This window comes from Streptomyces griseobrunneus (assembly GCF_046713465.1).
GTDB classification, from domain to species: domain Bacteria; phylum Actinomycetota; class Actinomycetes; order Streptomycetales; family Streptomycetaceae; genus Streptomyces; species Streptomyces microflavus.
In genome coordinates this window covers 4,843,982-4,855,844 of sequence record NZ_CP177080.1, presented here as the reverse complement: position 1 = coordinate 4,855,844, position 11,863 = coordinate 4,843,982, and the positions used below count along the sequence as shown (strand labels likewise).

Genomic DNA, 11,863 nt, shown 5'->3' with positions numbered 1-11,863 from the left:
GAATCGACCGTGCTTTCGACGCGAGCGTCCGCATTCCGGACGACGCTCTCCGTATGGCAGAGACCACAAGCAAGTACGCCGACTTCGAGGGCCGCGCCGGGAGGGGCTGAGCCGCCGCCAGATCCGCGACCGGCGTCACGTCGACAACAACGACCTCCTCAACCGCCTCCTCCAGGGCGAGCCCGCCCCGGAGTGGACGAAGCGGCCCCGCGCCAAGGACGACCTCCGGGAGAAGGCCCGCGAGCTTCGGCTCCAGGGGATGACCTACGACCAGATCCAGGTGGAGCCGGGGTGCTCCAAGGGGGCCATCTCCCTCTGGGTGCGGGACCTGCCGAAGCCGGAACGCAGGCGCACCCGGGAGGAATCCGCCGCGACCGGGCGGCGCGGCTGGGAAGCGACGCTCCAGCGGCGGGACACCGAACGCCGGGCGGCGAAGCAACAGGCCGCGGACGAGGTCGGGGCGATGACCGACCGCGAGCTCTTCCTGGTGGGCGTCGGCCTCTACTGGGCGGAGGGCTCCAAATCCAAGCCGTACCGCACCCAAGAGCGCATCACCTTCGTCAACAGCGACCCCGGCATGATCGAGGTCTTCCTCGCCTGGCTCCGCCTGCTGGGCGTGGCCGACGAGCAGCTGCGATTCCACGTCCACATCCACGAGACGGCGGACATCACAGCAGCCGAGCAGTACTGGATCGGCCTGACCGGCGCCGACCCTTCGGCGTTCGGCAAGACGTCCCTCAAGACACACTCCCCGAAGACGAACCGGAAGAACATCGGTGACCTGTACCGGGGCTGCCTTTCTGTCCGCGTGCTGAAAGGTGCCGACCTGTACCGTCGCGTCGAAGGCTCCTGGTGCGGCATAGTAGGGGCTGCAAAACGAGCCGATCAAGAGAATCGGACATAAGAGGCGATACCATCCCGGGTCGTCTAATGGCAGGACAAATGGTTTTGGTCCATTGAATGAGGGTTCGATTCCTTCCCCGGGAGCACGCCGACGGGCCCCGACCACACCGGTCGGGGCCCGCCCCCATTCCCCGTCGAAACACCCCCGGTATCCTGCGGATGACCACCACCCGAAGCCGAAGGGCACATCCGTGAGCGCAACCAGCCCGGCAGCCGTCGTCGTCCTCGCAGCGGGTGAGGGCACCCGCATGAAGTCGAAGACCCCCAAGGTCCTGCACGAGATCTCCGGGCGCTCGCTCGTCGGACATGTCGTCGCCGCCGCCCGTGAGCTGGCCCCCCAGCACCTCGTCGTGGTCGTCGGCCACGCCAGTGAGCAGGTCACCGCGCACCTGAACGCCGGCGACGCCCCCGTGCGCACCGCCTTCCAGGCCGAGCAGAACGGGACCGGGCACGCCGTCCGCATGGGGCTCGAAGAGCTCGGCGGGAGCGTCGAGGGCACCGTGATCGTCGTCTGCGGCGACACCCCGCTGCTCTCCGGCGAAACGCTCGGCGCGCTCGCCGCCACCCACGCCGCCGACGCCAACGCGGTCACCGTCCTGACCGCCGAGGTCCCGGACTCCACCGGCTACGGGCGCATCGTGCGCGACCCCGCCTCCGGCGCGGTCACCGAGATCGTCGAGCACAAGGACGCCACCGACGAGCAGCGGGCGATCCTGGAGATCAACTCCGGCGTGTTCGCGTTCGACGGGTCGCTCCTGGCCGACGCGCTGGGCAAGGTGCGCACCGACAACAGCCAGGGCGAGGAGTACCTCACCGATGTTCTCTCCATCCTGCGCGAGGCGGGTCACCGGGTCGGGGCGTCCGTCGCGGGCGACCACCGGGAGATCCTCGGCATCAACAACCGGCTCCAGTTGGCGCAGGCGCGCCGGCTGCTGAACGAGCGGCTGCTGGAGCGGGCGATGCTCGCGGGCGTGACGGTGGTGGACCCGGCGTCCACGCTGATCGACGCGACGGTGACGTACGAGCGTGACGCGGTCGTCCACCCGGGGACGCAGCTGCTGGGGACGACGCACCTCGCGGAGGACAGCGAGGTGGGGCCGAACTCGCGGATCGCGGACACCTCCGTCGGGGCCGGTGCCCGTGTCGACAACTCCGTGACGGACTCGGCCGAGGTCGGGCCGGGGGCGCTGGTCGGCCCGTACGCGTATCTGCGGCCGGGGACGCGGCTGGGGACGAAGTCCAAGGCCGGTACGTACGTGGAGATGAAGAACGCGACGATCGGGGAGGGGACGAAGGTCCCGCACCTGAGTTACGTGGGCGACGCGACGATCGGTGATCACACCAACATCGGTGCGGCGAGCGTCTTCGTGAACTACGACGGTGTGGCCAAGCACCACACGACGATCGGTTCCCACTGCCGTACCGGCTCGGACAATATGTTTGTGGCACCCGTCACGGTCGGGGACGGGGTCTACACGGCGGCCGGGTCGGTCATCACGAAGGACGTTCCCTCCGGTTCGCTCGCCGTGGCGCGGGGCCAGCAGCGGAATATCGAGGGTTGGGTGGCCCGGAAGCGTCCGGGCAGCGCAGCCGCTCAGGCCGCTCAGGCGTCGTCGCAGGAGCACGACGGGCAAAGCTGACCGGAAACGGGTGCGCCGGTGACGGCGTACCGTGATAGATGCTCACCCATTTCGGCTGGCTCGTTGCACATCGGGACCTATGCGTGCAGCGCCAGATACACGTCTGAGGAGACTGTGCTGTGACCGGGATCAAGACGACCGGCGAGAAGAAACTGATGCTCTTCTCCGGCCGCGCCCACCCCGAGCTGGCCGAGGAGGTCGCACATCAACTGGGTGTCGGTCTCGTGCCGACGAAGGCCTTCGATTTCGCCAACGGTGAGATCTACGTGCGGTTCCAGGAGTCGGCACGTGGCGCGGACTGCTTCCTGATCCAGAGCCACACGGCTCCGATCAACAAGTGGATCATGGAGCAGCTGATCATGCTGGACGCGCTGAAGCGCGCGTCGGCCCGTTCGATCACGGTGATCGTGCCGTTCTACGGGTATGCCCGTCAGGACAAGAAGCACCGTGGCCGTGAGCCGATCTCGGCGCGCATGGTGGCGGACCTGATGGCGACGGCGGGTGCGGACCGGATCCTCACGGTCGATCTGCACACGGACCAGATCCAGGGCTTCTTCGACGGTCCGGTGGACCACCTGTTCGCGCTGCCGATCCTGGCGGACTACGTGGGCGCGAAGGTCGACCGTTCCAAGCTGACGATCGTGTCGCCGGACGCGGGCCGTGTGCGGGTCGCCGACCGCTGGTGCGACCGGCTGGACGCGCCGCTGGCGATCGTGCACAAGCGCCGTGACAAGGACGTGCCGAACCAGGTCTCGGTCCACGAGGTCGTGGGTAACGTCGAGGGCCGGGTCTGTGTGCTGGTCGACGACATGATCGACACGGGCGGGACGATCTGTGCGGCCGCGGACGCGCTGTTCGCGCACGGTGCGGAGGACGTCATCGTGACGGCGACGCACGGTGTGCTGTCGGGTCCGGCGGCGGACCGGCTGAAGAACTCGAAGGTGAGCGAGTTCGTGTTCACGGACACGCTGCCGACCCCGGGTGAGCTGGAGCTGGACAAGATCACGGTGCTGTCCATCGCGCCGACGATCGCGCGTGCGGTGCGTGAGGTGTTCGAGGACGGTTCGGTGACGAGCCTCTTCGAGGAGCAGGGCTGACAGCGGGGCCCATGGCCTGCTGGTGATCCACTTTGGGGTGCGGCCTCCCCGCCGGGTAGACTCAGCGAGTTGCTCGGCGAGGGAGGCCGTACCTGTGTGTACGGCGGTCCGTTATCGACGCGCTCTTCGTAGCAGGCCTGTCGTGGGCCGGGTGACCGTTCGTGTTCCGTATTTCGACGGTTCCGTCACCTGACGAGGAGTGCAACCATGGCTGAGATCAAGCTCGCCGCTGAGGTCCGTACCGAGTTCGGCAAGGGCGCTGCCCGCCGTACCCGTCGTGCCAACCAGGTCCCCGCGGTCATCTACGGCCACGGTGCCGAGTCGGTCCACATCACGCTGCCGGGTCACGAGCTGCAGCTGGCTCTGCGTACGGCCAACGTGCTGATCGGTCTGGAGATCGACGGCAAGGACGCGCTGGTCATCCCGAAGGCCGTGCAGCGTCACCCCCTCAAGGGCACCATCGAGCACGTGGACCTGCTGACCGTGAAGCGCGGCGAGAAGGTCAACGTCGAGATCGCGGTGCACGCCGAGGGCGACCTGGCGCCGGGCGCCAACCTGCTGGAGTTCGTGCTGAACACGCTGCTCGTCGAGGCCGAGGCCACCCACATCCCCGAGTCCGTGACGGTCTCCGTCGCGGGTCTGGACGCCGGTGACTCGATCGTCGCGAAGGACATCCCGCTGCCGAAGGGCTCCGTGCTCGCCGGTGACGAGGACGCCATCGTGATCCAGGTCGTCGCCGCGCAGGCCGAGGAGCCGTCCGCGGACGCCGAGACCGAGACCGTCGAGGCCTGATCCTCGCCGCTCCCGTTCCACCTGCTTGACTGACGGGGTGGTGGTTCCCTTCCGGGGGAGCCGCCGCCCCGTTTCGCTGTGACCCCGCCCCCGCGTACGACCCGTGACGCGTACGACCCGTGACCCCGCATTCGAGGAGACCGAGCGCTGATGTCCGACGCCACCGACCCCTGGCTCATCGTGGGCCTCGGCAACCCCGGCCCCGAGTACGCGGCGAACCGGCACAACGTCGGGTTCATGGTGGCCGACCTGCTGGCCGAGCGGATCGGCGGGAAGTTCAAGCGGGCGCAGAAGGCGCAGGCGCAGGTGGTGGAGGGGCGGATCGGTCCGCCGGGTCCGGGGAGCCGGCGGGTGGTGCTGGCGAAGCCGATGTCGTACATGAATCTGTCGGGCGGTCCGGTGACGGCGCTGCGGGACTTCTACAAGGTGCCGCTGGACCATGTCGTGGCGGTCCATGACGAGCTGGACATCGATTACGGGATGCTGCGGCTGAAGCTGGGCGGCGGGGACAACGGGCACAACGGGCTGAAGTCGATGACGAAGTCGATGGGTCCGGACTATCACCGGGTGCGGTTCGGGATCGGGCGGCCGCCGGGGCGGATGCAGGTCGCGGACTTCGTACTCAAGGATTTCGGGTCGGTGGAGCGCAAGGAGCTGGCGTTCCTGGTGGACCGGGCGGCGGATGCGGTGGAGTGTCTGCTGGCGGAGGGGCTGGAGCGGGCGCAGAGCGCGTACAACTCCTGAGCGGCGGCCTGTTCTCCTCCGCCGCGTACAACTCCTGACATTCCTGCCGCTGCTGGGGCGTTTTCCGGCCGTAGGTTGACCGGGGGCTGTGCTCTGGCCAAGGATCTGCCCCCATGAAGCGGAGCTCTTCCCAGCGTGCGGTGCTCGTGGGCCGTCGGACCGCCATGGGGCTGGTCGCCCTGGTGCTGCTGGTCGCGGGGGTGTGGTCGTCGTGGGATGCCGCGCACCATGTGGTCCTGGCCCAGGGGCGTGAGCACGGCACGCTGACGGTGACGGAGTGCGGTGAGGAGACCTGCACCGGCCGGTACGAGCCGGACGCGACGTCGTCGGCGCGGGCGCGGGTGGTGGTGGAGAGGTCGGTCGCCGCGGAGAAGGGGGACCGTTTCCCGGTGGTCGTGAAGCCCGGTTCCGATGTGGTGGTCCGCACGGGGATGCCGGGCTTCCTGCATGCCTGGACGCCGTTGGGCGGGGCGATGGTGCTGGCCGGGTTCGTGATCGGCGGCGGGTTGCGGATGACGCGTACGGCGTGGGGCGTGGGAACGGCGGGGGCGGTCCTGCTGGTGGCGACGTTCGTCGCGCTGTAGCAGGACCGCCCCTTTCCGTGCGGTGCAGCTACGGGCGTCAGCCGGTGTTGCGCAGGCCCGCCGCGACACCGTTGACGGTGAGCAGCAGGGCGCGGGCGAGCAGCGGGTCGGCTTCCTCGCCGCGCTCGACGGCCTGGCGCTGGCGGGCGAGCAGTGAGACCTGGAGGTAGGAGATCGGGTCCAGGTAGGCGTCACGGATGGCGAAGGTCTGCTGGAGCACCGGGCTGGTGCCGAGCAGTTGGGTGGAGCCGGTGACCTTGAGGACTTCCTGGACGGTGAGCGCGTGCTCGGTCTCGATGGCGTCGAAGACGTGCTTCAGCTCGTCGGGGACGAGCGTGTCGACGTAGTGCCGGGCGATGCGCAGGTCGGTCTTGGCGAGCGTCATCTCCACGTTGGAGAGGAAGTTCCGGAAGAAGTGCCAGTGCTCGTGCATCTCGTCGAGGACGGTGTCGAGTCCGGCTTCGCGCAGGGCCTTGAGGCCGGAGCCGACTCCGTACCAGCCGGGGACGATCTGGCGGGACTGGGTCCAGCCGAAGACCCACGGGATGGCCCGCAGGCCGTCGAGCGAGACGCCGGAGCCGGGGCGGCGGGAGGGCCGTGAGCCCAGGTGCAGGTCGGCGAGCTGGTCCACCGGGGTGGAGGCGAGGAAGTAGGCGGGCAGGTCGGGGTCCTCGACGAGCTTGCGGTAGGCGCCGTGGGCCGCGTCGGAGACGGTGTCCATGGCCGCGTCCCAGCGGGCGAGGGCCTCGTCGGACTGGCGGGGTGCGGTGTGCAGGGCGGAGGCCTGGAGGGTGGCCGCGACGGTCAGTTCCAGGTTCTCGCGGGCGAGCGCGGGGATGAGGTACTTGTCGGAGATGACCTCGCCCTGCTCGGTGACCTTGATCTCGCCCTCCAGCGTGCCCCAGGGCTGGGCGAGGATCGCGTCGTGGGAGGGGCCGCCGCCGCGGCCGACGGTGCCGCCGCGGCCGTGGAAGAGGCGCAGGCGTACGCCGTAGCGGTGGGCGACGTCGCGGAGGCGTCGCTGGGCGCGGTGGATCTCCCACTGGGAGGTGGTGATGCCGCCGAACTTGGAGGAGTCGCTGTAGCCGAGCATGACCTCCTGGACGTCGCCGCGCAGGGAGACGAGGCGTCGGTAGGAGGGGTCGGCGAGCATCTCGTCGAGGATGACGTCGGCGGCCTTGAGCTCGTCGGTGGTCTCCAGGAGCGGGACGATGCCGATCTTGGCCCAGCCGGCGTGGAGGTCGACGAGTCCGGCCTCGCGGGCGAGGACGGCGGCGGCGAAGACGTCGTCGGCGCCCTGGCACATCGAGATGATGTAGGACTCGATGACTTCGGGGCCGAAGCGCTCGAAGGCTTCCTTGATGGTGTGGAAGACGCCGAGGGTCTTCTCGCCGTCCGCGTCGAGCGGGGCGGGGGTGGGGGCGAGCGGCCGGCGGGAGCGGAGCTCCTTGGCGAGGAGCTTCTGCCGGTAGTCGCGGGGCATGTCGGCGTAGCGCCAGGACTCCTCGCCGAGGCGGTCGAAGAGCTGGCCGAGTGCGTGGTGGTGGGCGTCGGCGTGTTCGCGTACGTCCATGGTGGCGAGCTGGAGGCCGAACGCGGCGAGCGTGCGGATGGTGCGGTCCATGCGGCCGTCGGCGAAGAGGCCGCCCTTGTGCTCGCGCAGGGAGGTCTGGATGAGCTCCAGGTCGGCGATGAGCTGGGAGGTGCCGAGGTAGTCGCAGCCGGGGCGGTGGGGGGTGCCCTTGGCGAGGCGCTCGCGGGTGTTGACGAGCTTCTGCCGGATGCAGGTGGCCTTGAGGCGGTAGGGCTCCTCGGCGTTCAGCCGCTTGTAGCGGGGGCTGATCTCGGGGAGGCGTTCCAGGTCGGCCTGGAGGGAGGTGAGGAGCTCGTCGGTGGCTCCGGTGTAGCGGATGGAGTTGGAGAGCAGGCCGCGCAGGTAGTCGATGAGTTCGAGTGCGTCGGTGATGCCGTGCTCGTGCTGGAGGATCAGGACGTCCCAGGTGACGGCGGGGGTCACGTTGGGGTTGCCGTCGCGGTCGCCGCCGATCCATGTGCCGAAGGTGAGGGGACGGGTGCCGGCGGGGAGTTCGACGCCGACGCGCTCCAGCTCGGCGGCGAGGTCTTCGAGGACGTCGCCGACGGCGTTGGCGTGGAGTTCGTCCAGGTAGTAGATGGCGTTGCGGGCCTCGTCGGCGGGCTCCGGGCGGACGACGCGGAGTTCGTCGGTCTGCCAGATGAGGTCGATGTTCTCGGCGAGCCGGAGGTCGTGGCGGCGGCGGTCGGCCTCGATGACCGGGGTCTCCAGGAGCTCGGCGATGCGGCGGAGCTTGTTGAGGACGGAGCGGCGGGCGGCTTCGGTGGGGTGTGCGGTGAAGACGGGCCGGACGTTCAGGTTCTTGACGGTGGCGCGCAGGTGCTCGGGGTCGGCGTCCTTGAGCCGGTCGGCGGTGCGGGCCAGGAGTCCGCCCTCGGCGGCGCGGCGGTCGCGCATCTCGTGGGCGCGGTGGACCTGCTCGGTGACGTTGGCGAGGTGGAAGTAGGTGGAGAAGGCGCGCACGAGCTGTGCGGCGGTCTCCAGGTCCGTGTCGCCGAGGAGCGCGGCCGCCGCTTCGCCGTCGGTGCGGGTCAGGGCGCGTACCCGCTCGACGAGGTCGAGGAGTTCCTGGCCTTCCTGGCGTACGAGGGTCTCGCCGAGGAGGTCGCCGAGGCGGCGGATGTCGGCGCGCAGCTCGGGGCTGGCGGCGGGGGTCTGGTCGGCACTGCTCACAGTGTGCGGCTCCTTGCAGTGAATGAGGAGGTGCGTCGCTTCGGCGTCTCCCGGTGACGGTGGTGGGAGGCGCGTGGGCGGGGTACGGGGCCCTGCGGCATGCAGCGGTGCTGTTGCCACGCCCCGACGAGCGGGTGCGGACCGCGCTGTCCGACCCTTCCAGGATAGGTGTCGTCGCCTTCGGCGTGTCCGCAGCCCTGGCGGGGGGACGGACGGATGCTGTCGGCACTGGTGCCCTACCCCGCGGAGGGTGTGGGGTACCGCGGGTGACGGGCTGGACCGGGTTCTCGTGTTGTGGGGCCCGTCACTGCCATACTTACCAAGCCGTAGGTTACGGAACCGTAGCCACGGCCGTCCGCGTACCGCTTCCTCACCCTCCGGGGGACTCCCCAATGCCGTACACGCCCGACGTGATCGACGAGACCGGCCCATCCGCCACCGGCGCCACCGCCACTCTTCCGCCCGCGACGCTGGGCGGGGACAAGAAGAGGTCGATCGAGCAGTTCGCGCTGCTGGCGTTCATCGTGGTGCCGTTCGTGGCCCTGCTGGCGGCCGTTCCGCTGGTGTGGGGGTGGGGGGTGAGCTGGCTCGACGTGGGGCTGATGGTGGCGATGTACTTCATCGGCTGCCACGGCATCACGATCGGCTTCCACCGGTATTTCACGCACGGTTCGTTCAAGGCGAAGCGTCCGCTGCGGATCGCGCTGGCCGTGATGGGTTCGCTGGCGGTGGAGGGGCCCCTGGTGCGGTGGGTGGCCGATCACCGCAAGCACCACAAGTTCTCGGACGCGGAGGGTGACCCGCATTCGCCGTGGCGGTTCGGGGAGACCCTGCCGGCTCTGATGAAGGGCCTGTGGTGGGCGCACATCGCGTGGATGTTCGACGAGGAGCAGACTCCGCAGCAGAAGTACGCCCCCGATCTGATCAGGGACCCGGCGATCCGGGGTATCTCGCGCCACTTCCTCTCCTTCACGATCGTCTCGCTGGCGATTCCGCCGCTGGTGGGCGGTCTGGTGACGATGTCGTGGTGGGGTGCGGCGACGGCCTTCTTCTGGGGTTCGCTGGTACGGGTCGCGCTGCTGCACCACGTGACGTGGTCGATCAACTCGATCTGCCACGCGGTCGGCAAGCGTCCCTTCAAGTCCCGTGACCGTTCGGGGAACGTGTGGTGGCTGGCGGTGCTGTCGTGCGGCGAGTCGTGGCACAACCTGCACCACGCGGATCCGACGAGTGCGCGGCACGGGGTGATGCGGGGGCAGATCGACTCCAGTGCCCGGCTGATCCGGTGGTTCGAGAAGCTGGGCTGGGCCACGGACGTGCGGTGGCCGGATGCCGCACGTATCGACTCCCGGCGCATGTCCGTACCGGCCGACCCGGCATGATTGACGACGTGGCGACCGACGGCAGCAGCGAGAAGAGCAGACCGACCTCCTCCCGGCGGGTCCGGATGACCGGCAAGGAGCGCCGCGAGCAGCTGCTGGACATCGGCCGGGCCCTCTTCGCCGACAAGGGGTTCGAGGGCACGTCGGTGGAGGAGATCGCGGCCCGCGCCGGGGTCTCGAAGCCGGTGGTGTACGAGCACTTCGGCGGCAAGGAGGGCCTGTACGCGGTGGTCGTCGACCGCGAGATGCGCCGGCTGCTGGACATGGTGACGGGGGCGCTCACGGCGGGTCATCCGCGGGAGCTGCTGGAGCAGGCGGCGTTCGCGCTGCTGGACTACATCGAGTCGTACACGGACGGTTTCCGGATCCTGGTGCGGGACTCCCCGGTGGCGCAGTCGACGGGCACGTTCGCGTCGCTGATCAGCGATATCGCCACGCAGGTGGAGGACATCCTGGGCCTGGAGTTCAAGGCCCGCGGCTTCGACCCGAAGCTCGCCCCGCTCTACGCGCAGGCGCTGGTGGGGATGGTGGCGCTGACCGGCCAGTGGTGGCTGGACGTCCGCAAGCCGAAGAAGGCGGAGGTCGCGGCCCACCTGGTGAATCTGTGCTGGCACGGGCTGGAGAACCTGGAGTCGAAGCCGCGGCTGATAGGGCACCGGAAGAGCTGATCGTCCCGGCGGACGCGCTCAAGGAGCTGTAGGGCTCACCCGGCGTCGGCGTCCGGCTCCAGGAACTCCAGTCGGTTGCCCGCCGGGTCGTGGGCGTGGAAGCGGCGGTGGCCGGGGAGGGCGTCGTCCCATTCCGTGGGGATGCCGTGGGCCTCCAGGCGGGCCGCGTACTCCACGATGCCCGTCACGCGCAGGCCCGGGTGGGCCTTCTTCGCGGGGCGGAAGTCCTGCTCTATGCCCAGGTGCAGCTGGACGGGGCCGGACCGGAACCAGCAGCCGCCGCGGGCGGCGAGCGCGGGGGGCTTCGGGATCTCCGTCATGCCCAGGGCGCCGGTGTAGAAGGCGCGCAGGGCGTCCTCGGAGCCGGGTGGGGCGGCGAGCTGTACGTGGTCGACAGCGGCGAGGCCCATGGAAGTGGTCACTGCTCCTCCTTGCGGGCGACGGCGAAGATGCGGCGGAACGGGAAGACCGTGCCGTACGGGCCGGGCGGGTACGCCTCGCGGAGCAGGTCGCGGTATTCGGCGAGGAAGGCGTCACGGGCCCCGGGGTCGTCGGCCAGGGCGGTGAGGACGGGGCGCAGGGCGGTGCCCTTGACCCAGTCGAGGACGGCGTCCTCGCCCTGGAGGGTCTGGAGGTAGGTGGTCTCCCAGACGTCCGCGGTGCAGCCCAGGTCCCGCAGGAGGGTGAGGTAGTCGGTGGGGTCCAGGACGGCGGCGGTGCGGTCGCCGGTGCCGTGGAGCCGGGGGCGCCAGCGGTCGGACTCGCGGAGCCGGGCCAGGAGGGTGTGGCTGGGGGCGGTGAAGTTGCCGGGGACCTGGAAGGCGAGGGTGCCGCCGGGGGCGAGGGCGTCGAGCCAGCGGGGGAAGTACGCGGTGTGGCCGGGGATCCACTGGAGCGCGGAGGTGGAGACGATCAGGCCGTACGTCTCGGTGGGCGTCCAGGTGGCGGCGTCGGCCTCCGCGAAGTCGAGCAGGGGCGGGCGGGCGTGGGCGGCGGCCTCGGCGAGCATCTGGGGGGAGGTGTCGTAGCCGGTGATGCGGGCGGTGGGCCAGCGGTCGGCGAGAAGCGCGGTGACGTTTCCCGCGCCGCAGCCGAGGTCGGCGATGCGGGGCGCGGGGTGGCCGGGGAGGTCGCCGATCCGGGCCAGGAGGTCCTGGAAGGGGCGGGTGCGGTGGTCCGCGTGGCGCAGGTACTGCTGCGGATCCCAGGTGGGGTCGTTCGTGGGTGTCATGGGAAACAGGATCACGCGCAGAATATCTTGATGTCAAGACACTTGAATTCAAGAG

General features: G+C 69.8%; 10 protein-coding genes, 1 tRNA gene and 1 pseudogene. 9 read left to right on the top strand and 3 right to left on the bottom strand.

Annotation, left to right across the window (positions count from 1 at the left end):
• The first annotated feature begins 53 nt into the window (after nucleotides 1-53).
• The 7 genes and pseudogenes from ACK8N7_RS22165 (at nucleotide 54) to ACK8N7_RS22135 (ending at nucleotide 5,760) form a co-directional block, all read left to right on the top strand.
• Nucleotides 54-904, top strand: a pseudogene (locus ACK8N7_RS22165) (hypothetical protein).
• A 12-nt stretch (nucleotides 905-916) separates the two neighbouring features.
• Nucleotides 917-987 (top strand) — tRNA-Gln (locus tag ACK8N7_RS22160).
• 107 nt (nucleotides 988-1,094) lie between these two features.
• On the top strand, nucleotides 1,095-2,543 hold the full coding sequence (gene glmU, locus ACK8N7_RS22155) for a bifunctional UDP-N-acetylglucosamine diphosphorylase/glucosamine-1-phosphate N-acetyltransferase GlmU (RefSeq protein ID WP_500443851.1): 1,449 nt from the start codon (nucleotides 1,095-1,097) through the stop codon (nucleotides 2,541-2,543).
• 119 nt (nucleotides 2,544-2,662) lie between these two features.
• Nucleotides 2,663-3,640 carry a ribose-phosphate diphosphokinase gene (locus ACK8N7_RS22150; protein WP_015609053.1) on the top strand — a complete coding sequence of 326 codons (978 nt, stop codon included), beginning with the start codon at nucleotides 2,663-2,665 and terminating at the stop codon, nucleotides 3,638-3,640.
• Nucleotides 3,641-3,847: 207 nt separating this feature from the next.
• Complete coding sequence (locus tag ACK8N7_RS22145) at nucleotides 3,848-4,432, top strand: 50S ribosomal protein L25/general stress protein Ctc (RefSeq protein ID WP_015609054.1); 585 nt, start codon at nucleotides 3,848-3,850, stop codon at nucleotides 4,430-4,432.
• Between the two features lie 150 nt (nucleotides 4,433-4,582).
• Nucleotides 4,583-5,176, top strand: a complete 594-nt coding sequence (pth, locus tag ACK8N7_RS22140) for an aminoacyl-tRNA hydrolase (RefSeq protein ID WP_366817784.1) — start codon at nucleotides 4,583-4,585, stop codon at nucleotides 5,174-5,176.
• 113 nt (nucleotides 5,177-5,289) lie between these two features.
• Nucleotides 5,290-5,760 carry a hypothetical protein gene (locus ACK8N7_RS22135; RefSeq protein ID WP_403212478.1) on the top strand — a complete coding sequence of 157 codons (471 nt, stop codon included), beginning with the start codon at nucleotides 5,290-5,292 and terminating at the stop codon, nucleotides 5,758-5,760.
• A 37-nt stretch (nucleotides 5,761-5,797) separates the two neighbouring features.
• Here ACK8N7_RS22135 and ppc read toward each other — a convergent pair whose 3' ends face one another.
• Nucleotides 5,798-8,527, bottom strand: a complete 2,730-nt coding sequence (ppc, locus tag ACK8N7_RS22130; RefSeq protein ID WP_500443848.1) for a phosphoenolpyruvate carboxylase — start codon at nucleotides 8,525-8,527, stop codon at nucleotides 5,798-5,800.
• A gap of 392 nt (nucleotides 8,528-8,919) precedes the next feature.
• Here ppc and ACK8N7_RS22125 point away from each other — a divergent pair, with 392 nt between their 5' ends.
• Entirely contained in the window at nucleotides 8,920-9,909 is a 990-nt protein-coding gene (locus ACK8N7_RS22125) for an acyl-CoA desaturase (protein ID WP_403212482.1), read from the top strand.
• Nucleotides 9,906-10,577, top strand: coding sequence for a TetR family transcriptional regulator (locus tag ACK8N7_RS22120; RefSeq protein ID WP_403212483.1), 672 nt, complete (start codon nucleotides 9,906-9,908; stop codon nucleotides 10,575-10,577). The genes ACK8N7_RS22125 and ACK8N7_RS22120 overlap by 4 nt, the downstream gene beginning before the upstream one ends.
• 35 nt (nucleotides 10,578-10,612) lie before the next feature.
• Here ACK8N7_RS22120 and ACK8N7_RS22115 read toward each other — a convergent pair whose 3' ends face one another.
• Together ACK8N7_RS22115 and ACK8N7_RS22110 are read right to left on the bottom strand one after the other, a co-directional pair.
• Nucleotides 10,613-10,999, bottom strand: a complete 387-nt coding sequence (locus tag ACK8N7_RS22115) for a VOC family protein (protein WP_403212485.1) — start codon at nucleotides 10,997-10,999, stop codon at nucleotides 10,613-10,615.
• Nucleotides 10,996-11,808 carry a trans-aconitate 2-methyltransferase gene (locus tag ACK8N7_RS22110; protein WP_403212487.1) on the bottom strand — a complete coding sequence of 271 codons (813 nt, stop codon included), beginning with the start codon at nucleotides 11,806-11,808 and terminating at the stop codon, nucleotides 10,996-10,998. Before ACK8N7_RS22110 ends, ACK8N7_RS22115 begins: the two co-directional genes overlap by 4 nt.
• Between the last annotated feature and the right edge of the window lie 55 nt (nucleotides 11,809-11,863).

Coding starts and splice junctions, on each gene's coding strand:
- ACK8N7_RS22145 (WP_015609054.1), top strand. CDS start 3,848: ATGGCTGAGATCAAGCTCGCCGCTGAGGTCCGTACCGAGTTCGGCAAG.
- pth (WP_366817784.1), top strand. CDS start 4,583: ATGTCCGACGCCACCGACCCCTGGCTCATCGTGGGCCTCGGCAACCCC.
- ACK8N7_RS22135 (WP_403212478.1), top strand. CDS start 5,290: ATGAAGCGGAGCTCTTCCCAGCGTGCGGTGCTCGTGGGCCGTCGGACC.
- ACK8N7_RS22125 (WP_403212482.1), top strand. CDS start 8,920: ATGCCGTACACGCCCGACGTGATCGACGAGACCGGCCCATCCGCCACC.
- ACK8N7_RS22120 (WP_403212483.1), top strand. CDS start 9,906: ATGATTGACGACGTGGCGACCGACGGCAGCAGCGAGAAGAGCAGACCG.
- ACK8N7_RS22110 (WP_403212487.1), bottom strand. CDS start 11,808: ATGACACCCACGAACGACCCCACCTGGGATCCGCAGCAGTACCTGCGC.